This is a genomic window from Microbulbifer maximicatervae (SeqCode) (assembly GCF_052468295.1).
The window spans coordinates 1,667,920-1,690,455 of the sequence record NZ_CP174340.1 but is presented as its reverse complement, the minus strand read 5'-3'; the positions used below and the strand labels follow the sequence as shown (position 1 = coordinate 1,690,455).

The 22,536-nt window shown below is 47.0% G+C and carries 14 protein-coding genes; 6 read left to right on the top strand and 8 right to left on the bottom strand.

Going from position 1 to position 22,536, the window contains the following annotated elements:
* Nucleotides 1-109: 109 nt before the first annotated feature.
* A complete protein-coding gene (gene zigA / locus ACJJIQ_RS07650) occupies nt 110-1,315 on the top strand; it encodes a zinc metallochaperone GTPase ZigA (RefSeq protein WP_445364209.1) in 1,206 nt (401 codons plus the stop codon).
* A 100-nt stretch (nt 1,316-1,415) separates the two neighbouring features.
* Here zigA and ACJJIQ_RS07645 read toward each other — a convergent pair whose 3' ends face one another.
* The 3 genes from ACJJIQ_RS07645 to ACJJIQ_RS07635 form a co-directional block, all read right to left on the bottom strand.
* Complete coding sequence (locus ACJJIQ_RS07645; RefSeq protein WP_413662043.1) at nt 1,416-2,801, bottom strand: S8 family peptidase; 1,386 nt, start codon at nt 2,799-2,801, stop codon at nt 1,416-1,418.
* A gap of 587 nt (nt 2,802-3,388) precedes the next feature.
* Nucleotides 3,389-5,437: a S8 family peptidase gene (locus ACJJIQ_RS07640; RefSeq protein WP_445364208.1), complete on the bottom strand. Its 2,049-nt coding sequence runs from the start codon at nt 5,435-5,437 to the stop codon at nt 3,389-3,391.
* Between the two features lie 615 nt (nt 5,438-6,052).
* A complete protein-coding gene (locus ACJJIQ_RS07635; RefSeq protein ID WP_445364207.1) occupies nt 6,053-6,544 on the bottom strand; it encodes a hypothetical protein in 492 nt (163 codons plus the stop codon).
* 261 nt (nt 6,545-6,805) lie between these two features.
* On the opposite strand from ACJJIQ_RS07635, the gene ACJJIQ_RS07630 reads away from it, so the two are divergent.
* Nucleotides 6,806-7,339 carry a Dps family protein gene (locus ACJJIQ_RS07630; protein ID WP_444913109.1) on the top strand — a complete coding sequence of 178 codons (534 nt, stop codon included), beginning with the start codon at nt 6,806-6,808 and terminating at the stop codon, nt 7,337-7,339.
* Nucleotides 7,340-7,459: 120 nt separating this feature from the next.
* Here the strand turns inward: ACJJIQ_RS07630 and ACJJIQ_RS07625 are convergent, their stop codons facing one another.
* Nucleotides 7,460-7,924 carry a GNAT family N-acetyltransferase gene (locus ACJJIQ_RS07625; RefSeq protein ID WP_444893932.1) on the bottom strand — a complete coding sequence of 155 codons (465 nt, stop codon included), beginning with the start codon at nt 7,922-7,924 and terminating at the stop codon, nt 7,460-7,462.
* A gap of 395 nt (nt 7,925-8,319) precedes the next feature.
* Entirely contained in the window at nt 8,320-11,289 is a 2,970-nt protein-coding gene (locus ACJJIQ_RS07620; protein WP_445364206.1) for a DUF3857 domain-containing transglutaminase family protein, read from the bottom strand.
* An 831-nt stretch (nt 11,290-12,120) separates the two neighbouring features.
* Here ACJJIQ_RS07620 and ACJJIQ_RS07615 point away from each other — a divergent pair.
* The 4 genes from ACJJIQ_RS07615 (at nt 12,121) to ACJJIQ_RS07600 (ending at nt 15,676) form a co-directional block, all read left to right on the top strand.
* Nucleotides 12,121-12,477 (top strand): helix-turn-helix transcriptional regulator, encoded by a 357-nt coding sequence (locus ACJJIQ_RS07615; protein ID WP_445364205.1) that lies wholly within the window; start codon nt 12,121-12,123, stop codon nt 12,475-12,477.
* Nucleotides 12,471-13,769 (top strand): type II toxin-antitoxin system HipA family toxin, encoded by a 1,299-nt coding sequence (locus ACJJIQ_RS07610; protein ID WP_445364204.1) that lies wholly within the window; start codon nt 12,471-12,473, stop codon nt 13,767-13,769. Before ACJJIQ_RS07615 ends, ACJJIQ_RS07610 begins: the two co-directional genes overlap by 7 nt.
* A gap of 574 nt (nt 13,770-14,343) precedes the next feature.
* Nucleotides 14,344-14,700 (top strand): hypothetical protein, encoded by a 357-nt coding sequence (locus ACJJIQ_RS07605; protein WP_445364203.1) that lies wholly within the window; start codon nt 14,344-14,346, stop codon nt 14,698-14,700.
* Between the two features lie 292 nt (nt 14,701-14,992).
* Complete coding sequence (locus tag ACJJIQ_RS07600; protein ID WP_445364202.1) at nt 14,993-15,676, top strand: VOC family protein; 684 nt, start codon at nt 14,993-14,995, stop codon at nt 15,674-15,676.
* Between the two features lie 89 nt (nt 15,677-15,765).
* On the opposite strand, the gene ACJJIQ_RS07595 is transcribed toward ACJJIQ_RS07600, so the two are convergent.
* The 3 genes from ACJJIQ_RS07595 to ACJJIQ_RS07585 form a co-directional block, all read right to left on the bottom strand.
* Nucleotides 15,766-17,910 carry a TonB-dependent receptor gene (locus tag ACJJIQ_RS07595; protein ID WP_444908239.1) on the bottom strand — a complete coding sequence of 715 codons (2,145 nt, stop codon included), beginning with the start codon at nt 17,908-17,910 and terminating at the stop codon, nt 15,766-15,768.
* Between the two features lie 292 nt (nt 17,911-18,202).
* The gene (locus tag ACJJIQ_RS07590) at nt 18,203-21,613 is read right to left on the bottom strand and encodes an ABC transporter permease (protein ID WP_445364201.1); all 3,411 of its coding nucleotides are present in this window, start codon (nt 21,611-21,613) and stop codon (nt 18,203-18,205) included.
* A complete protein-coding gene (locus tag ACJJIQ_RS07585; RefSeq protein WP_445364200.1) occupies nt 21,610-22,497 on the bottom strand; it encodes an ABC transporter ATP-binding protein in 888 nt (295 codons plus the stop codon). The genes ACJJIQ_RS07590 and ACJJIQ_RS07585 overlap by 4 nt, the downstream gene beginning before the upstream one ends.
* Nucleotides 22,498-22,536: the final 39 nt, after the last annotated feature.

The following is a 22,536-nucleotide window of genomic DNA, read 5'->3' as shown; positions in this document are numbered from 1 at the left end:
ACCCTCATGTAAATGAAATAGCTTGACCCATAAAAGATACGATATATCATTGCGCACAATCTGATTAACCTAGTACACATGGATGAATACTCAGAGTGTGGAGAGACTAATGGCACATACAAACAAACTCCCAGTCACCGTCCTTTCAGGTTTTCTAGGTGCCGGTAAAACTACCGTACTTAGCCACATACTGAACAATCGCGAAGGCAAAAAAGTTGCTGTAATCGTCAATGACATGAGTGAAATCAATATTGATTCGACGAAAGTACAGAGCGAAGTTTCTCTTAACCGTAGTGAGGAGAAGCTTGTTGAAATGAGTAATGGCTGTATTTGCTGCACTCTGCGGGAAGACCTTCTGGAGGAAGTCACTAAGCTTGCGCAGGAAGGACGGTTTGATTATCTCGTTATTGAATCAACAGGGATTTCTGAACCCTTACCCGTTGCAGAAACCTTCACTTTTGCCGACGAAAATGGTGTTTCTCTCTCTGATGTTGCCAGTTTGGACACAATGGTGACGGTGGTCGATGCAGTCAATTTTTTAAAGGACTATGACGAGGCCGTATTTTTACAGGATGCTGGTGAATCATTAGGTGAAGACGACGAACGCAGTGTAACTGATTTGCTGATCGACCAGGTCGAGTTCGCAGATGTCATTCTGATCAGTAAAACAGATTTAGCTGGCCCTTCTGATGTTGAGCGCCTAGAGGCCATTCTGCGAACTCTAAATACGCAGGCAAAAATAGTTCCGGTCTCTCAGGGGCAAGTCGATATTGACGAGGTTCTAAGTACCGGCTTATTTAACTTCGAGCGCGCGCAGCAAGCACTTGGTTGGCTTAAAGAGATGCGAGGTGAACATATTCCAGAAACGGAAGAGTATGGCATTAGCAGTTTCAGCTACGAAGCACGTAGCCCCTTCCATCCAGAAAAATTTCATCAATTTCTGCACAATACTGAGAGGCACGGCAAGTTAATTCGCTCCAAAGGGTATTTTTGGCTAGCGTCCCGCCCTGAGTTTGCAGGCGAGTGGAGTCAAGCGGGAGGTATTGCCCACTATGGGTTCGCTGGGATGTTCTGGAAAGCTATACCCAAAGAAAACTGGCCCACAGACGAAAATTATCGCAGCTCCATTGAAAAACAATGGGTAGAACCCTTTGGTGATATGCGGCAAGAACTAGTATTTATTGGCCAGAGTTTGAATCAAACCAGCATGACAAAAGCGCTTGATGACTGCCTGCTAAGCGAGGACGAAGTGCTACGAGGCAAAGAATACTGGGCGACATTGAATGATCCATTTCCCGCATGGGAACAAGGATGAATATTAACCTCACCCCTGTACTTGGCTAGATCCTTTAGTGGGAAAGTGTAAAAGACCGACGAAATGTCGGTCTTTTATTAAGCTAGCGCCTTTCGACAGTTCAATTCTCTATAGCGGCCTCAACGGCTGCCGCCGCATCAACAATGCCTGACCCACAGCGCCGACATGAGCCTGTAAAACTTCGGGCTGTACTGGTGAGAATGGATTCAACCTCATCTGGTGTAACATCGGGCTTGACTGAATATATAAGTGCGGCTGTACCGGCAACATGTGGAGCGGCCATGCTGGTGCCGGCGTAGTAAGCGAAGCTATCACTACCGGGAGTTCGCGCGCCGCTGTTTAATGTAGAGAGAACGCCATCGGATTCCACCGAGTTAGTTTCACCTCCGGGGGCAGCGACATCGACCACATTGCCGTAGTTGGAGTAGTAAGCAAGTCCTCCGGAGCGGTTGGTCGCGGATACTGTAATGACTCCTGAACAGTTAGCCGGCGAAAACCAGAAGGCATTCCGCCCAGAGTTACCCGCGGCAACAACAACTGTGGCGCCCAGGCTACGGGCTGTATTGATGGCACTTTGAGTTGTGCTTCCACAGAGGCCAAAGCCCCCCAGGCTCAAGTTCAACACTTGAGCCGGAGTTTCATTGGCTGGTGCACCACTAACCGAGCCGCCAGCGCTCCAGACAATGCCATCAGCAATATCAGATGTGTAACCGCCGCAGCGGCCGAGTACTCGAACGGGGAGCACTTTTGCTTTATGGGCTATCCCAGCGATACCCATATTGTTGTTGGTGACGGCAGCAATGGTGCCGGCCACATGAGTGCCATGCCAGCTGCTATCAAATTCGGGATACAGTGGGTTTCCGCAGTAACTATCGGTATACCAATCCCCGGGATCACTGGCATCACTATCACGGCCATCCCCATCTACAGCGATATCGGAATCCGAAATCATGTCGTAACCAGGCAGCAAGTTGTCCATGAGGTCTGTGTGAGCGAGATAACCGGTATCAATAACTGCTACTACCACGCCCTCCCCCTGAGTTATATCCCAGGCTGCGGGCAAATTCAGTCCACCATCAGCTTCAAAGTAGTGCCACTGGTCGTAATAGCTGGGGTCATTAGGGACCGCCATAGGGTGCATCATCAAGTCGGGCTCAGCGTACTCAATATTGGGGTCTTGTTTTAGGCGGTTGATTATCAGGTTGATCTCGGCTTGGCTTTTTCGGCTCCCCAGGTGCATGACTTGTGCACCCGTCGCCATGCGCCGCAAGTGGCGCAAGTTGTGGCCCGCACGGCGAGAGGCTTTCTCCACGGTTTCCTGAGTCATGCTCGCTGACCGTCCGATCGTGGAATCCTGCTTGTATTTCACAATGATCCGGTCAGTTGTTGGGGAACTACTTAGGTTATCCATTTGGGTGGCGAAGGAGCCTGTACATAGAAGTGAAAACACACCTGCTAGAGTGGATTTTTTCAACAGTGACTTCATTATTGTTATCTCTCCATGATGATTTAGCCGACGGGGTGTAACATCCTAACCATTAGTACCACTGTCCCTGTTGTGACAGGGCACGTTAGGCTTTACGCAAGATATATGCCTGAGCAAGTCATGGCTGGATATCGAGACAAAATTAGTACCAGTGTTTCAATTTTGCCCACAGGGATAGTAGTGGCAACCGATGTATCCTTCTTAGGTGATTGCCGGCCTCTTTCTATTCTTGTGACAGCCTCCACCTAAACAAACTTATTTATCTGTCTTTGCACCGATATAGAGATAACTAAGGGCTTTCCAATCACTGTGCACAGAAAGGCTGCAAAATACTTTTCGAAATTTATCAACTTTAAAGAAAAGGCTGGAGCTTGAAGTTAATCCACTCTGATAAAACGAGCTTTAATCGAACAGTGGAAATGATCATCACAGAATTGGTGATATTGCCGGCAATATAACTGGGAAAGGATTCTGCGGAGATCAACGTGTTAAATGAAAATGCCAGTCAGCTTAACTGACTGGCATTATTTGAGTAGAACAGCTATCTACCCACCCCACAGGAACCTGTCGAGTGGGAGTTGGCCCATTTACTCAGTACTAGCACTCAAAGAAACTCCAGAGTAGTCAGAGTAACCGCGGATACTGATATACCAGGTACCTGCGTCTGGATTGCTGATGCTGCAGCTTTCATCATTACCCCACTCGTAAGGACGACAATCGTACGCTGTGCGGGTGGGCTCTTGGCCGAAACGAACATAGAGGTCTGCATCCCCACTGCCACCAGACATTACGGCGCTCAGTGTTGAAGCTCCGCTATCAACGTCGATAGTGAAGTGCTGCCAGCTGTTGCGGGAACCACTGAGATTTGTCTCTTCCCAGCTGTCGCTACCGCCACCGCCGCCACCACCTGCGGTGTAGCTGCCTACGAGGCTAACGTTAGAGAAGGAGCTATATCCACGTACCATGACGTGATAGGTTCCTCCCTGTACGTTATCGATATCACAAGTTTCATTATTGCCTGAAGTATAGGGGCGGCAGTCATAGGTACTGGTTGTGGGGGCGCTGCCATGGCGAACGTAGAGATCAGCATCGCCGCTTCCACCGGACATTACAAAAGACAAGTCTGTAGCGTTGTTAGGCACTTCTAGGGTGAAGTTAATTTCATCACCACTGTTACCCTCGATACCAGTCTCAGCAACACCATTTTCAAGTTCACCGCCGTCGTTACCGCCACCACCGCCGCCGCCACCATTGGCCGAGGCTACGGCCGCTGCTGCATCGACAATACCTGAGCCACAGCTGCTGCAAGAAGCCGGGAAGCTCCGCGCGGTACTGGTGAGAATTGATTCAACTTCATCTGGGGTCAAGGTAGGGTCTACGGAATAGAGTAATGCTGCAGCACCGGCCACATGAGGTGCCGCCATACTGGTGCCCTGGATGTAATAGTAACTATCACTGCCGGGGTCAGTAGCACCATTGTTATAGGTAGAGAGGACGCCGTCGGAGTCATTGCCGAAGCTCTGTGCTCCACCCGGCGCTGCAACATCTACTACATTGCCGTAGTTAGAGTAGTAAGCACGACCGCCACTGCGATTAGTCGCAGCCACTGAGATCACCCCATCACAACTGGCAGGAGTAAATTGGCTGGCATTAGCATTGCTATTGCCAGCGGCTACAACAACCGTGGCACCGAGACTGCGAGCAGTATCGATGGCATTTTGTGTAGTAGTACCACAGCTTCCGCTGCCGCCAAGACTGAGATTGAGTACGTCGGCGGGATTCGCATTGGCTGGCAGGCCACTGACAGAACCGCCAGCCCCCCAAATGATCCCGTCAGCAATATCTGACGTATAGCCACCACAACGGCCGAGCACACGGACAGGAACGATCTTGGCCTCATAGGCAACACCAGCGATACCAAGATTATTGTTGGTAACGCCAGCGATAGTGCCGGCAACATGGGTACCGTGCCAGCTACTGTTGCTTGAGGAGCTATCTCCACAAGTACCAGAGCTATACCAATCACCCGGATCGGTGGCATCGCTATCGCGACCATCGCCATCTACGGAAACGAAGGTATCGTCGATCATGTCGTAGCCCGGCAAAATGTTGGCTGCCAGGTCTGCATGGGGTCGATAACCAGTATCGAGTACCGCGACCACAGCCCCGTTACCCGCAGTGGTATCCCAGGCTGATGGAAGGTTCAAGCCACCGGTAGATTCATAGTAGTGCCACTGATTGAGGTAACTTGGGTCATTAGGTACAGCCACTGCTTTCAAGATCAGATCTGGTTCTGCGTACTCCACATCCGGGTCTTGCCTCAGGCGATCGATAATTGCATTTACTTCAGCTCTATTTTTTCGACCTTCCAGGCGCATTACCTGAGCGCCAGTAGCTATGCGGCGCAGATGGTGCATTTTATGGCCAGCGCGACGGGAAGCTCTTTCCACAGTTTCCTGAGCCATAGTAGCGGCCCGTCCAACTTTAGCGCTTTCTTTGTACTTAACGATGATGCGATCAGTTAGCAGCTTGTTATCCGCTTCTTCCGCATAGGCACCAAAAGGCGCAGTGCATAGCAATGAGAATGCACTTGCTAAAGCCGTCTTTTGTAAAAGAAATTTTAAAGATAATTTCATTATTGTGGTTTCTCCGAAGTTATATTTATTCCAATACCAAAAAATCATTCGATATTGGTTACTCCTAAACCGCCCCGCTTTGGCTAAATAAATTCTATAAAGGGAAAGCCCAAAAACTGCTGAATTTAGGATCATTTAGTTAGCTTGAGCGAAATTGGTACCATTGTTTCAGCTTGGTACAAATGTATAACGACTTGGAAATTGTTGTCCTCAATGGAGATCTCGAAACTCATGTGGACTGCGATGACAAGTTTTAAATCTCTATAAAAAACTTAGGTAATAAATATTTTTCCGCAAAAAAGTGTGGAATGGTTCACGGGAGACACAACCAAAGAGGATTAACAGATCACTTATGACAAAAAATACGGCCTTATCCCTCAAACATAAAGCAATGTTATATCACATCAAAAATATTTTATTTAACTATGACTTTTGATGACTGGTAAGTTGATTCAATGAGGGATGGGCGCTCTTGCGAGTATGAAAGAAAAGAAAAAATCTACTACTTTAATCGGCGCTAGTTATCAGCCTCTTACTTGAGCTAACCATTCACCGTTTGATAAATCAGCATCAAATCTAATTTCTCCGAGTTGTATAGCTGCTATATCTCGGCCTTTATAGGTGTTCTTTCGCTAGTGAAATTAAACGATCACACCTGGCTATAGCTTTATAGGCATAGGCCTCTTTGTTGCCCCGAGAAGTATCGAGCTCAGAAAGGACACTCTTTTTAAGAGCAGTAGCAACTTCAATCGCAAGAGCATACTTTTGGTGGTTTAAGCAGTGCCGACAAAAAATTGTTTCCAGCGTATCTTCGCTATCAATGTTTAAATACCCCAAGTCGTGCACATCCTTGTGAAGACCTTGAATAACTTCAAAAGGTAAGCCTTTATCTGAGGAGAGCAATAAGAATTTCATTTCAGCGACACGCCGCTTTGTTTCTAATACTAAATCTGGATATTCTTGAATATGCGGGGCATGTGTGCGTTCAACCTTATCAAACTCAGTAACTATCTCATCATAACCAAGGTCTTTTACCTTTAGATATGCTTCCGTCAAAAGATTACACAATCCTCTAGATAACTCGTCTTTGCGGAAGCTGCTGACCACTTAGAAATTCTCCGTAGTTGCATTACTTATCGTAAGAGCCTCAGAATAAATCAGATTGATCCGCTTTATATCTCAAACAGACTCCTCCATATACGCTTGAGATATATCAACCAGTATAAGACCGATGAAAAAATAATGTGCTGGTTCTCTCTGGCTTCCAACCTTTTATGAATGGCTAGTCGCCATATAGGTGTCTAATCTAGTGCCATGGAGACAACGACTGCCACACCTGTCCCTTTGTCATAACTTGTGAGGTTTGATATGAGAAAAGCAACTGGAGAAGCGGTAGGCACACAATCCAGGCTAGCCGCCCCATCTGATTTAAGTGAAAGTGCGAGGGCCAGCATTACTATTGCCGTTAATACCCTGCTGGCAGATACTTTCAGCCTATATATGAAGACCAAGAACTTTCACTGGCATGTTAGCGGCCCCCACTTCAGGGACTACCATTTGCTTTTTGATGATCAAGCCGATGAAGTATTCGAGATGACCGATGCACTGGCGGAGCGCGTACGCAAACTAGGAGGCACTACGCTTCGCTCCATTGGCCATATCGCTAAGCTACAGCGTTCTTCAGATAATGATGCCGAGTATGTAGATCCGCAAGATATGCTGTTAGAGCTAGGCGAAGACAACCGGGAAATGATCGCAAGTATGCGTAAAGTCCACGAACTTTGTGATGAGCACAGAGATATTGCTACAGCAAGCTTGCTGGAAGAGTATATTGATCAGGCGGAAAAGCGGTCATGGTTTTTGTTTGAGGCTAGTCGCAGCTCTGGTTTAACACACCACTGAGCCCTGTGGCCCAAGCTTGATCTGGCAGACAGCGCTACTTTTTGAATTACCCTGTCAGATCAAACTCAGCCTATACGACTTTCTTTTTTCAAAGCGACCTGTTCCTTTTCAGGTTAAGAGCTACAATTCCAGCTTCAACCTCTCCCCGACCGAATTTTCGAGGAAACCTTCTCGGAGGTAAAAATCAATTGTTCGTTGCCAGTTTTCTCTTTCCGGAGTACTAACTTCCAACCGTGGCCAGCCCTCTTCCTTCGCAAATCTGATCACCTCATCCAAAAGAGCCTTACCAATAAACTGTGAACGGAACTCTGGCTCAACATACAATTCCTCAATTACCCCATAGTTGCCACCGGCATAAATAGCAGCAGACCTTGATAGGGTAATAACGCCCACTGGAGCTCCATCGGCATAATATAGGAAAGCATGGAACCCATTATCTTGTGAAAGTAACTTCTTAGCCGTTACTGCCATGACCTCTGGATCGATGTTGCGCTTATGACCGACAAGAGCTTGCAGCAATTTTGTTACCAGTCCTGCGACCTCACTACTCTGCTTCGCCCCGGCCCTTACAATCGGACTCACCATAAACTATCCCTTCCCTTTAACTTATTTACATTTTTGCCCAGCTGAAATGTGATCACATTTAGAATCTATCAGCAATTTTTACTGGCAGCAAGCTGGGTGCGTAGGAAAGAAAGCGGACAACTCTCTATTGAATAATGGTCACAAAGAGCCAATGGGTAGAAATCATTAGAGCCGAAGGGATTGATGAAGCCTCAACGCTCGCATAGCACCATAAGTTTGAAGAAATGGAACCTGAACAACATCAGAGGCTTTTTCAGTCTTTAGGTATGAAACCTGAAGACTGAAAAAGTACAAGAGGTATTTACTAATTTTACCTTATCCCAAGTCTAAAAAATTCAAGGTAGGACAGCTGGAGCTATTTTATAAATTTAAGCTCCAGCAGACCCCAACCATACCTATAGAACAGCTTTCAACCGCTCTTTCAGAGAGGATATAAACACCTTATCCTTCCCCCCAAGATTGGAAACATAAAGTATAAAATCACTACCATCTTTTCTGACAACCGTTACTGTAGTGGTATCGCCTAAAGAACTAGACCAGTCTACTTGTAGGTCCTCAATATCCTCGTAAGATGCCATTTCCTTTTCCAAAATATCCCCATCTTTCCAATAGGAAAATACATGGCGTTGTGTAAAACCATTGCCATCTTCACTCACGAATAGAAGCGCGTCACTATAGAAATATGCTACCTCATCAGTAGCCTTTAGGATCCCCTTTCTCTGCATAAACTTGAGGTCCCTATCTGATATCTCACTTCCTGCAACAACCTTGTCGCTAGCTAAAATACCAAACTCTCCACCGACCACCAGCCCACACACAGGCAAGCTCAACACCACTAACAAAGCATGCCTAGCACGCCATTTGGAACCCTCAATAACCGCTGGTGACTTATCACCATTCACAAACAGTAAATAGTTTGCCAATGGCAATACTGTTAGCACGGTTAGAAGCTGGAACACCAGAAGGTATCCCGTATATCTACCCAAGACTGGTGAGATCAAAAAGGTAATGGCTAATACAACTGCAAATCCTTTGTTTGGCAAATATGATTTACCATATCGATTTTCACTATCTTCACGGAGTTTATTCCAAAGGGGGAAGTACCAGAACTTGTTAAAAATACCTCTAGCGAGCGGCATAATCGCACTACGTTCCTGCTCCCGGATATATTTGAAGTTTCTATAAAACCAGTAAATACCAAAAATTCCGAATGTAAAAACCCACAGCGCCGTCAGCTTACCCAGGGAGACAGGATAAAAAATCGTGTCTTCCTTTACTGGATTCTTCCATCGATCAAAACGCCACATAAAGACCAGGAAGACATACATTGCTGCATAGATATAGATATACGTAGCGGTCGATAACTGTGATAAGAAACCACTCTCACCCTCAGAGCCTCCTGAGGTATTTGCATAAGACTGATAGATACCGTAACTCAATTGATTATTAAGTTTATTGATAGCTTCTACGTAGGCTTGAAACTCACTGGGCTTAACATGATCAACCTTACTGCGGTATATATATTTCAGAGAAAGCGTCTTACTGTCTTCCTGAAAGGAAACTTCATTTTTGAAATAGAAAAAGCTGTTGTCTTCTTCAAAATACTCACTATCAAAAAACCAATCATCTCCATCGAAGTGAACTTCAATAACTTGTTCTATATGCTCTGGATACGATAAAGCCAACGGATGGTGCCTATCCTGGTCATCCGGCTCAGATACCCAAGGGATAACAATGTTTGCATAAAAATCAACCTCGTGGCGTTTTCTATCTGGTTTATCTTCCCAGAAATTTTCCAGCTTATATTGCTCATGAGAGGTGAATATATTGCGTTCTGAGTCATCTTCAAGCTCAATTAGGGCAGTGACCTCAATACCGGGGTAATAATCTTCAAAGAAGTCCAAGTACTCTGTCTGGATTTGATCTCGCCCATTGCTGGCTAAACGCTGCCTCTGCCTTTCGGCATCCTTACCATAATTTACAGTGGTGGTTGTAAAGGTTGCAGGTCCGTCATCCAGTACTGTGAACTCGTCTTTTACAAATACTCCATACTTTGCGGCATCTGCCTCCATATTTACCAAGTCGTCAGTGCCCGGCCTGAGTATTAGTGCCTTTCCATAATCTGGCTGAAAAATACTACTCAAGTCACCATGCTGATAGCTACGCGTTGGATCTACCCAATACTCTTTGTCTTCAAATTCAAAATAGCTGATAACATGGTCAAATGACCGTACGCTGGGGATTCTATCTTTAAGTCTTGTTTCGGTATTCACTAGAGCCGGGTAGCCAACAACTCCAAGTTCTTTCAATAGAGTTAAAAACAGTACGGTTTTATCTTTACAATCTCCATATCTAAACCGCAAAGTCGTGCTGGCTGGTCTGGGCTTGTGTGAGTTTTCCCCCAACTCTATTCCCAAGTAACGTATCTCCTCCTGGACAAACCGAAGTGCGGCAGAGATTTGAGAACTCTTATCTTTGTGATTTAACTTGATGTCAGCGACTAATTTGGCTATCTCCGCATCAACATTAAAAACTCCTTGATATAACCCTAACCCCCAGACACCAACATCTTCCCAGGTTGCCAGTTCACTAAAGTAAATAGCGCCCCAAGGACTAAACCAGGAAGGAGTCCCATCGTCAGATTTAAGTGGATCAAGTTTATTGTCCTCGATGATATACTCTCTGGCACCCCCCAGATCTTTTTGTTTGAGTTCTAAATCGCTATTTAAAATTGAACTATAGAGAGGTGTTTGCTTCTCCCACAATATACGCAAATAGAGTCTCTCAAGTGGGACAGACCAATTCAGACTGGAGCTATATGCAAATATTCCCTGATAAACAGGATTCACCCCCGAACGAGTGTAGCTATACTCTACAACATCACCCACCCTGATATCGTCTAACAATATATTGAGCGTTAATTGACCATGGTAAACTGACTCATCCATTTCCTCTTCGCGCCGAATATGATCTATTCGCGCAGTATTGAGTTTGTTTAAAACCTGTCCATCTCGGATCACATTAAGAGTATGTAATGTAACCTTTTGATACTCTGGGTCATAACCAATACTTATCTGTGAGCTTTCATCAACCCCCTCTGGGTTAATAATGTATTCAGCCATTCGAAAGAAGTATTCAAATTCTGGCTTATCCCCCGCTTTGATCTGCGAGTCCAGCAGAAGATAATGAACCCCATCCTGGATTTTATCGATCGGCCGTTCTTTTACCTCAGGAACTACTACCTTTGTTACCCAATCTGGTATGGGAGATGTAGCAACCTCTTCCCTTGCCCAAACCTTGCTTGCGGCCAACAATGAACAAATCACTAAAACTATTGATATAGCCGCATCAATCTTTTTCTTCATTATCTACTTTTCTACAATACTTAGAGTGGCTTTCAAATACGATATGAGTGCGCACCAATGAAACAAGGCTACAAACCCAATTAACTCAATACCTGCTGGTACAAGGGGCTTAGTAAAGGCTTTTTTCACTCGAAAGTCCAATATGGAGTCACAATACGAGCTATCCCGATCTTTTTTGTACGATAGTCCATTAACTAAGAATCTAAAACAACGTAAATAGCAGAAGATATAAGATTTAGAAGAGCTGAGACTCTCTATACTAAAACTGGTATTCAGGCTTATAAAAAGTTAATCACAACCAAACTTCCCCCACAAACTAAAAGTAAGCTTATAAATAAGCTTTCCTATTAATTAGGAGTTAACAGGGATAAATTTTGTAGCGGTCAGCTACTGTTGGTTCACCCATAGAACAATATAAGGAAACAATTTGCTTCTAGTTAATTTGCGAGCCACTGTTCATGACAGTATAAAATGTAAATCGCGATAGAAACCTCTAAGTTGTTTCCATTTGGCAGTGGCAAGAAATCTAATAGCAGCAGTAGAGCCTATTCATCCTCCGAGAAAGTAGTCGCCCGCCTATGGCATCAGATGTTATGTAGAGCAGGTGTTTCTCTTATCACCAACAGAAGTTGGGTTTCCGGTAGAGTCGAGCCTCTACCGATATTAGAATTAATACAGATAACAGCCTGAATAACACCTGTAAACGATTAAATTAATTTTTAATGGCTACATTTCCATCTATTAACACTTTTAACCTATGCAGGCTATAATAGCTAAAAAAGCACCCGCTAATATGTTAAAACTTACACAAAGGTTGGAAAGGCAACTATTATGGGATTTCATGGTCAATCAGATAAGCAAATACTTGAGACGCTGGGCAATCGTCTAAAAAAGTACCGCTTACGAATGAACCTCACTCAGGATGACATGGCTGAGCGTGCAGGCCTATCCACCTCCACCATTAAAGGGTTAGAAGCTGGTCGTGGCAGACTTGATAGCCTTGTGGCTGCACTAAGGGTACTTCGCCAACTTGATTCATTGGATAGCTTCTTACCTGAACCGGCAGTAAGTCCGATGCAAATTGCTACTCAAGGCAAGCAACGGCAGAGAGCCAGCCGTAGCTCACAGAATCAGCGCGATACTCTGCCCGTGAACAACAATAAGAAAAGGAGCAAGCCAGAATGGTAAGCCAGACAAATGCCGCAACAGTTCACTTGTGGGGCGAGTTGGTAGGCGCTGTCCACTGGGGTGACAGTGGTTATGGTTCATTCGAGTATGCACCGGAGTTCTTGCGTCGGGGGCTGGATATTGCTCCGATAACCATGCCAATTGAAACTTCACAAGAGCCATATACATTTCGCGGCCTCGGTCGGGAAACATTTAAAGGATTACCGGGACTCCTCGCCGATTGCCTGCCTGACAAGTTCGGCAATGCGGTGATTGATGCCTGGCTCGCACGCCAAGGGCGAACTCCAGAGAGCTTCAACCCTATTGAGCGACTCTGTTACACCGGTACTCGTGGCATGGGAGCGCTTGAATTTCAACCGGCGGTGGACGGCACCTTCAAAGATTCTGTCGACCTGAACGTTGAAGAATTAGTCAAACTAGCTGCCGCAATTACCAATAGGCAGACAGATCTCAACACGCAATTTGGACATAGTGATACTGAAAAATCAGGCTCCTTGCTGGACATATTGCGCGTAGGAACCAGTGCGGGAGGCGCCCGTGCAAAAGCAATTATTGCCATGAATGCTATGGGGGATATTCGCTCTGGTCAGGTCCCCGCCCCTAAAGGCTATGACTACTGGCTTCTCAAATTTGACGGCGCGGGAGATCTTGAACTCGGGGTAAGCGATGGCTACGGGCGGGTTGAATACGCCTATCATCGTATGGCTCGCGAAGCGGGTATCAATATGGCGGAATGCAGGCTACTGGAGGAAAATGGCCGAGCGCATTTTATGACGCAGCGCTTTGATCGGGTAAACAGGCAAAAGCTTCATATGCAATCTCTATGTGGTATTGCGCACTTGGATTTCAACATGGCAGGCGCCCACTCCTATGAGCAAGTATTCAGTATAATGCGTGAACTATATCTGCCTAAAAATGAAGCCGTTCAGCAATATCGCCGTATGGTCTTCAACGTATTGGCCAGGAATCAAGATGATCATACAAAGAATATTGCATTTCTTATGGACCCAGCCGGAGAATGGTCTCTTTCACCGGCCTTTGACCTGACTTATGCCCACAATCCGGGCGGAGCTTGGACAAGTCAACACCAGATGAGTATTAATGGAAAGCGTGATCACTTCACTTTAGATGACTTAATAACTATTGGGGAATCCATCAGTATTAAGCGCCCAATGGAGATAATTGATCAGGTCGCAAGTGCGGTAGCAAATTGGGAGCAGTTCGCTGAAGCCTCCGGTGTCTCTGAAAGCTGGACTATTGAAATTGGCCAAAACCACCGCAAGCTAACTTGAATTTTATCTATATGTCATTGACCTAGCCGCTACGCACTTCTTTTGTGGCCCCAAGGATGGAGCCAGGGCTCGATCCCAAATTTTACCGCTTAAACCTTCAGCCTCCCAACCATACTCCCACGGCGGCCCCAGTGTATCTTTTAACTTCAAAGATCCCCTGTCGAATAGAACGGAGGCACCGCACACGAGCTAATAGTCTATGAGATATCGGGCGGGATGAAGTCAGGTCAAATCTAAAAAAACGACACTTCTATCGTCTTCATCTGGGAAATATCAGCTTTCATTCTATTTTGGCGATTAGCGTATAAAAGAGCTGCTCATGATAAAACAGTCACTTCTATTCACAATAATTTTGATTGCCGCTGCTTTTATGGGAACGAAAACGGCAGCAGAAGAGAATAGTCATAACTCAGTCAAGAATGGTAAGGGTATCATTTGTAATAATGAGTATGTTCTATGTACATCTGCCCCATGCATTCCAGACCCCAGCAATCCAGACTCAAGTGCAATTTGCAGATGTGACGTTAATAAGGGGTTGAACTTCGGGTTTTCCGAATGTAAAACCAGGACTCCTGTGACTGACTCAAACGACGTCAAAAAAGCCTTATCGACATTTTCTTTCGCACAGGCTCCCAGCAAGCCTGTACTTTCCTGCCCCGAAGGTAAACCCTGGACTGATTGCCTGGATCAACCCTGCATTGTCGACCCGATGAATCCACTCAAAGCCATATGCACATGCAAGATTGTACGGGATAAGTCTTTTGTAACTTTTGGAGGCGATTGTGTTTCCCTGAGTTGTGATACGGGTTACTGGTCTGGTGCAACGGCAGAGTCCTATGTGGGAGCAAGCAGACAACTTATGAAGGCATTTAGCTTAGATGAGGTTCCCGCCAAATATTGCGTGGGGATGAATCCTGAGGTTTCAGAGTGATTTCTGTTCGATTCAAGTCGCATCAAGCTTTTGTATTTTTTAGAAATAGATACCCGATTCGCAGTACAAACCGTTGCCCCCTACACTGTTTATTGGCCTATTCAGCCCCTGAAAGAATCACCAAGTAGATTTTATTATTTTCATAACTATTAAAATTGCGGCAAAAGTTAAATTAACCTTATCGTAATTTCTGGTATGGTTAAATCAACCACAAAAAAAGTTTAACCAACAACTGCCGCCTCAAAAATAAAAACCAAACAAACAACACTATTTTTAGACAAAAGGCACTCTTATGAAAACACGCTGTAGCCACGTTTTACTCTGGGTGAAGGATATTCATCAAGCTGTACAAGATTTCCGTCAGCTCGGTTTTTCCGTGGATTACGCCACAAAAGAAAAGAACGCCCAGCACGCCCATATTTGGTTTAGTGAAGGGGCTATTATTGAATTATTAACATCTCCATCCAATGCCCACTATTTCAAATGGCTTATTGATATCTTTGCCGGCCGAGGCGCGGGACGCAGGATGATACGTTGGTCACAAGAAGGAGAAGGTTTTTGTGATGTTGCCTTAGTCAGTGACGATTTCGATAATGATCTTTCGGCAATGAACCGTGAAGGGGTTCAAACCGGACGAGTAATTCCCTGGCAACGCACCAAGCCAAACGGAGAAAAAACCAGTTTCCGCTTTGTTTATCCTCGCTCTGAGCGACTGCCATTCTTAGTGAGTCCGTACAACCCACCTCAATGCCCCCAAAAAACAAATCATAAAAATGGTGCTACTGGTCTGAGTAAAGTGCATATGGAAGTCAGTGAGCGGGACTGGAAATCTGTGCGACGTTTAACTGATCAAGATTCAGTATTTAATATCAAACCCGGTCCCACAACCAAAGTCACAGGCATAGAAGTTAGCGGGCTGAAAGAAAATTTAGACCCTACTCTATTACATGGAAGTAAAATCAACCCCGCAAATTAAACAAATTAATGGATCAATCTTGTAAAGAGATTGATCCATTAACCATCAAGCAATACAAAACAGCTATTAACTAAGCTGTCGTAACCTCATTACAGACGATAGAGTGCTCCAACTCCCGCACGACGCCCTTTTGACGGTGCCCCAATTCTTGCATCAGGAGCAAATATCGCATTGGTGTAGCCATATAGCTGATACTGCTCATCCAGCAGATTATCGGCAAACAAGTAGAGTTCCATCGAGTCAGTTTGCAAGGCTACACGTAAATCCACTTTACTATAAGCATCCAGGTTGAAGTGGTTTTGTGCATCTGCCGGGCGCTCATCCACGTGGCGAACAGTCAAATTGGTATTGAGAGCTGGTGCACTTAAACCCATAAAGTCTGGTAACGGCTGATAGTAGTTTAATGCCAAACTTGCACTCCAGCTGGGTACATCAGGTACTTCATTACCCGCCATAACATCACCACCGGAAACACCGTACACATCTTTGGTAATTTCCGTATCGAGGAGGCTCAAGCCTCCGGCAATACTGAATCTCTCAGTAATAAACCAATCGGCTTCAAACTCCGCTCCAAAGGTTTCCGTATCCGCATTCACCGCAGCCGATGAGTAGGAAGCGAAATCAAAGCCAAGCAAATGATCATCTTCCACAGAGTTAAAGAATATCGCACCGCTGATATTCAAGCTGTCTGACTCTCTCTTGAAACCAACTTCGATACTATCAACGGTTGCCGGCTTGTACGCCACGCTGTCAGCGGACTGTAACGCAAAGTCATTGAAGCCACCGGATTTATGGCCTCGTGCGGCCATTGTGTATAGGTTAGTGTACTCAGTCAGCGAGTAGCTGAGAGCCAATCGCCCAGTTGTATAATCATCATCCAAAGTTCTTTGATCTTGGGTGACATAAAAATTCCCATCCGTGCCATAGCTGGCGTACTCACCGGCGTAGTCCTTACTCTCTTGGGTGTAGCGCAGTCCAGCAGTAAATTTTATGGTTTCAGTTAAAGGAACCGTAGTCTCACCATAAATAGCCTGGCTATCAGTTTCATAATCCCGGTATTGGTTGGCGTAGGACACCAAATCAATCGAATCAAAGCTTCTTTCGCCATCTTGCAAGTTAAGCCCAACTACCCAGAAAGTAGATGCATCAGGCAGTGAGGAGAGGCGCAGATCCTGGCTGATAGTTTGTTCATCCTGGCTGTCGCCACGAAGATACTCCACAGGGAAATTAAAAACAGCGGCGGCTGTCTCCTGATCAAATCCGGTTAAGTAACTAAAATCTGTATTGACCAATGCGGTGGTTGAAGTCAATTGACTATTACCCAGTTGATGATTGATTTCCGTGGAAAAACGCTCAACTGTTTTCTCGTTATCGTCAAATGCCCCCAAGGTATGTTCACTGCTCGGATCATCGCCAAAAGGTTGCAACAACTGCAAGTTCAGGAAGCCGTCCTGGTGCTGCCTCTCTGCGATAAATAAAGCAGAGGTCTCCGGGCCCAAATCCCATAACAAGCTCCCCCGAAAAGCCAGGTCTTCAGGCTCGGTCATTGGCTCACCGTTAGTGGTATTTTCAACCCAATGATCCTCACTGGTATGACGCACTGCCAAGCGACCTCGGAGTGATTCAGAAAACGGGCCGCTGATTACAGTTTCATAAAGGCTCTGGTTATCTTCACCCAGCTCAATGCGCCCATAAGCTTCAAACTCCTCAGTTGGTTTCTGGGTGGTAATATTGACCGCTCCAGCTTCACTGTTACGACCAAACAAAGTACCTTGCGGACCTTTCAATATTTCCAGGCGTTCAATATCCAGGGTCCCGAGGGATACATTCCCTGCTGGCATAGATACCCCATCAATATTAACCACGACGGAGCCATCGTCTTTGTTTACCTGGTTGAGTGAACCAACACCACGGATGCGGATATTTGCATCCACCGCACCACTAGATGAGTAGACATCAACTCCAGGTGCACTGCGTAAAGCATCTTCAACGTTGAGATGCAGCCGGTTTTTTATCTCCTCTTCACCAATAACACTTAAACTGAAGGGAATATCCTTGGCTTTCTCTTTTGTATGCCGTGCAGTGACTTCAACAACTTCCATCGCGTTCTCAGAAGCACTCTCTTTATCTGCGTTTTCCGCAGCAGAATAGGCTCCAGAGGCGTACATTAAAGTTGCGGACAGCAATGAAATCTGTTTACTGAGTTCTTTTTTATCTCGGATTAAGCTGAGCATGAATTAATTTCCTTTCTACCTAGAGGGAGCCTCTAAATAACTCCGTAATGCCTCTGCGGGTCTTGAAGGCTGCAGATGTTAGGCGGAGCTCGCCACGAATGGCCGTAGCCCTTTGCAAGAGCTGCAACGCAGCAGATGTGGCCTTCAAGGCCCGCCCTTCGGGGCTTGCAGAGCGAATCACACTCTGCGTTACGACTTCTTGAAAGGTCTAGACATTCCTGCGAAGCCGCGCCTTGATTGTGAATCGCTCTGTAAGCCAGAGGCATCACGGAGTTATTCAGAGGCTCCATGATTAATCTTTATTCAAAACTTCAGAACTCTCAGCCAGTAAATTCTGTGCAGGGTCCCGCTGATATGATGGCCAGATATCCAGCGCCAATACTTTTTCGGAAGGCAAGCGATCGATCAGTGCATTTCCATTGATGACCTTTGCATCCAGCTCGTTGATATCGGCTAACAAACGGTAACTGGCAGTTTCGGTAACCGGCTGCCACCCGCCTTTCTCCCAGCGCCAACGCTGCCCATCCAGGCGTATCTGGCCTGTTTCCAAGTATTCGACCGTCAATGCTGACGAAAGAGGAGCCCCGAGCATATTTTGTGTGCGTGTCACGCCCACATAGGCGTGCAGCACACTCTCGATGTTTTTCTGCTGCTGAATATCATCGAGTAATGCAGACAGAGATTCGGGGGTTTGATGAAGTGTCCAATCCAGTGCGGCGACCGGCGCGTAATACCGAGCCCAACCAGAAATCGGCGCTGTGCTTAAACGCTCAACAGGGATCTCGCTACCAGCCAAATCTCTAGTCGTTTTGTCGGAATAGCGAACCAGAACGTCATCGAGCACTTCGATACCGTCGATTTCTGCAACACACAACAGGCCTATCGCTCCCGATACGCCATCGCTTAACCATGCAGAACCAGCAATACGTCGTAAATCCGACTTGGCAACTAGATGCTGACGGGCCAAGGCACGGGCAATATCAACACGCCTCAGCCAACGTCCTGTGCCCTCATCGGCAATATCCCAGTGAGGACCTTCGGATAATTGCAGCAAGGTACCGCTGGCTCGAGTCTCGCCGAGCCCTCTTGGCCACTGGGCAATTCGCTTAATTTCGATATCCGTACCCAGCCGCTCATTAACGCAGGCCTGCATCTGGCCCACATCTTTTGCAATGGCGGAGACCATATTAGAGCGGTTGGAATCATGGGGAATTTCAAAACCATCGAATACTGCAAGTTCCTTATCAGGTGCCCATTGAATAGCGAAGTCCAAGGGACCATTAGTCCTCCCCTGCTCTCTGAACACAGGTTTGTCAGCGCTTTTAATACGAACTTGCCAGCGCCAATCTCCTGAAGGGGCGGCGCCTTCAAGGGTTGTGGCAAGCTGTGCGATTGGCAGGATGAACTCACGGCTTAAACCCAGTGCTTCGCGCTCTGCTGGCACCCGCAAAATTCGCTCGGGATCAATGCCCAGACGCGGAACAATATCACTGGCTTGTAACCAGACTCCGCTGGGTGTCAGCCCCGAGGGCTCCCCCTCAGCTGACCAGCCGGGAGCAGTCAGTTGCCACGATAGTTTGATATTACAACCTAGCTCAGGGCAGCCTGAGATTGGCAGGGACATATGGTCGTAACGTTGTTCAGCCGTTACTTCACGCCCATCCACTAAAGCGTTCACCAGGACAAATCCCTGAGGTAATTCAAAATGCAGGCCCTGTCCATCAACCTGGACTTGGAGCAATTGCCACTCAGCTTCCACTGTCTGATTATCCGGATTGATGCTGATATTCAGATCACCGCCAGATACTTGAAACTCACTGGCTTTCGGCAACCAATATGCCTCCCAGGCAGCATCTTCCCGCTTCAGTTGCTCCGGTGATTGATAACCTCCCTGCACTACCAACTTGTCTTCCAGTACAGTACCCAGTCCAAGAAGAAATAGAGCGGAACAAGCCACCAAGGCACCCTGAGGGGCTATAAGGCGAGAGCGTATCAGGGCAAAACCCCGGGACATGCGGCTATCCAATCCCCTTGGAATCCATAGAGCAGCCAGGCCGACCATCAATACGGCGAGTGCAACTTTGAATCCATCCAGGGCTAACAAATAGCCGATCCAAGGTTCCCAACCACTGAGAGCCGACAGTTGGATATGTGCAGTAATACCCACTTCATAGGGAGGGTAATGCACCAGCTCCAACTCATGATTCAGTACCAAGATAAAGGTCACGAACATTGACATGGAGTAGGCAAAGCCCGCATGGCGGAATAGCGCATGCACCAGAAGCACCATCATCGACAACTCCAATAACGGTGCTGTCACTATCAACAACTGGTAGGTAAATGCCTGGCCAATATCGACTGAGGCCGGAGCAGAAAGAAGCACGGCAAAGATGCCCGATAACCCCGGTAGCAGTGCCAACAGCACCGTCATGGCAAATACGGTAAGAGCGACACCAAACAGGCGCATATAGTCCGGCGCTGGAGTAGCAGCCAACATATCCTCAAACCCTGGCACCTGATCCCTGCGGCATACCAAGCCAGTCAGCGCTGCGATCACAAATGCAATCACAAGAAAAATAACATCCTTGAGAAGCGGCAACAGCATTTCCAAACGCGGTGCCATGGGCCCTTCGGCATGCCATATAATTTGGGTAAAAGAGCTGACGACCCCCATCACGACGAGTATCGCCACACCAACCCACCAGGCCCGACTACCCCATACATGGAGCAGCCTCCAACGGGCTTCCAGCATTAATTGACGCAGGCTGCGGCCAAATGATGCGCTATCCGGCTTCGATGGAGAGAGATCTACTACTTTACTGGCAGCTGTCTTTTTGCTGGCTTTAGTGCGAGAAGGTTTGGCAGCCCCTTCCAGAACCAGGGCTTCCCTTCGCAGGTATTTCAAGTAGACAGCTAAAGCAAGCAGCGGTAAGAGACACCAAAAAATCCGGTTTAATACCGAACCCAGGGTAAAGGGCAATAAAGAAGAGGATTTTTGCAAAGGTGTCCAGGAGGTGACTTCCGTATAAACGAAAGTAAACAGCGAAGGGTCCATTACCGCAGCCAGCTGCGGATTAATGCTTGCACCCTGAAGCACGATTACAGCAAACATCCACAACATCATCAAAGCCGCAGCGAGCCCAAAGGGACCTGCCAGGCTTCGAGTGCGCAGTGTCATAATAAAATACAGAGCACCGATACCGACGCTGGCAGGAATCTGTAGCCAGATCCATGCAAAGCCGAGGGCTTTCCAGGGGGCTGGGCCAATCGCCGCTTCAGGCAATAAGCCCATCCAAACCAATACCGGGGAGAATAAAAAGCCCACCAGCGCCGATGCACTTAATATGGCCCCTATCACCGCTGCACCGATAAACCGCCCCCAAAGCATTACGCTCAAGGAATTCGGGGTTGTATAAATGACTTCGTGCAAACTGGCTTTGCGATCGCGCAGAATCGGTTGTGAGAATACCCAGGCCCAGGCAAAAAACTGAAAGAACATACACCCAGCACCCATCAGGTAAATGAGCGATGGGGAGTTCCGGGGGATATCTGTAGCCCCCATTTTTTGCATATAGTCTGCATTCACCAGATTCAATAGCAGGTACATCACCAGGCCCCAAAAGGCCAAAGCCACAATGCCGCTGCTAAAACCGGCCCTTATTTCCAGCTTTGCCTCATGGGCAATAAGCGCCAGCTTATTCATGCCGCCTCCCGCTGGTCTTTTACCTGCTCAATCGCCAGGTGATAAATATCTTCCAGGCGCGGGGTATGGGCCGTAAATCGAGGGTCTTCGGGTTTCTCACCGTGTACGATTACCTGGGTGCCATCGGGCTTAGCGATGTTGTGCAGGGATTCCGGTAACTGCTCGCCGCGAGGAATCAGTGCTTGCCACATCTTGTCTTTATGGGGCGCAGCCACTTCCGGGGCTGTCCCCTCAACGACAATGCGCCCTGAGGCCAATATCGCCAGGCGCTGACATAGGTTTTCGATATCTTCAACGATGTGGGTGGACAGCAATACAATCGCATCCGCCGCGACATCCGCCAAAACACAGTGAAAACGATTGCGCTCAGCGGGGTCCAGGCCAGCGGTGGGTTCATCGACAATGATTAGGCGCGGCTCGCCGATAAGTGCAATGGCAATACCAAAGCGACGCAGCATGCCGCCGGAATATGTTGATACAGCTCGATCGGCTACATCGGCCAAATTGACCTGCTCCAAAAGCCTGTCCACTTCGCGGCGCCTTGCACTCGTTTGGGTGAAACCTTTCAGCCAGGCGAAACGATCCAGTAATGTCCGCGCGGCAATCCCGGGGTAAGCACCAATATGTTGCGGTAAATAACCCAATTTACTGCGCATAAAATCCGGATCTGCCAGAACATCCACTCCATCAAGAATAATCCGGCCACTATCTGGTGTTTGCAGGGTTGCCAAAGTGCGCATCAAACTACTTTTCCCCGCGCCATTAGGCCCGAGCAACCCATACATTCCGGGGCCAACTTCCAAATCAACACCGTTTAGCGCTTTTACCCCGTTTTTATAAGTCTTAAAGAGCCCTTCAACGATCAACCCTGATTGCTTTTGCATCTCTCCTCCTAACCCCATTTATAAGTAAAAATTCCGTAA

Coding starts and splice junctions, on each gene's coding strand:
- ACJJIQ_RS07610 (WP_445364204.1), top strand. CDS start 12,471: ATGGTAAGCCAGACAAATGCCGCAACAGTTCACTTGTGGGGCGAGTTG.
- ACJJIQ_RS07590 (WP_445364201.1), bottom strand. CDS start 21,613: ATGAATAAGCTGGCGCTTATTGCCCATGAGGCAAAGCTGGAAATAAGG.
- ACJJIQ_RS07630 (WP_444913109.1), top strand. CDS start 6,806: ATGAGAAAAGCAACTGGAGAAGCGGTAGGCACACAATCCAGGCTAGCC.
- ACJJIQ_RS07620 (WP_445364206.1), bottom strand. CDS start 11,289: ATGAAGAAAAAGATTGATGCGGCTATATCAATAGTTTTAGTGATTTGT.
- zigA (WP_445364209.1), top strand. CDS start 110: ATGGCACATACAAACAAACTCCCAGTCACCGTCCTTTCAGGTTTTCTA.
- ACJJIQ_RS07600 (WP_445364202.1), top strand. CDS start 14,993: ATGAAAACACGCTGTAGCCACGTTTTACTCTGGGTGAAGGATATTCAT.
- ACJJIQ_RS07615 (WP_445364205.1), top strand. CDS start 12,121: ATGGGATTTCATGGTCAATCAGATAAGCAAATACTTGAGACGCTGGGC.
- ACJJIQ_RS07585 (WP_445364200.1), bottom strand. CDS start 22,497: ATGCAAAAGCAATCAGGGTTGATCGTTGAAGGGCTCTTTAAGACTTAT.
- ACJJIQ_RS07640 (WP_445364208.1), bottom strand. CDS start 5,437: ATGAAATTATCTTTAAAATTTCTTTTACAAAAGACGGCTTTAGCAAGT.
- ACJJIQ_RS07645 (WP_413662043.1), bottom strand. CDS start 2,801: ATGAAGTCACTGTTGAAAAAATCCACTCTAGCAGGTGTGTTTTCACTT.
- ACJJIQ_RS07595 (WP_444908239.1), bottom strand. CDS start 17,910: ATGCTCAGCTTAATCCGAGATAAAAAAGAACTCAGTAAACAGATTTCA.
- ACJJIQ_RS07625 (WP_444893932.1), bottom strand. CDS start 7,924: ATGGTGAGTCCGATTGTAAGGGCCGGGGCGAAGCAGAGTAGTGAGGTC.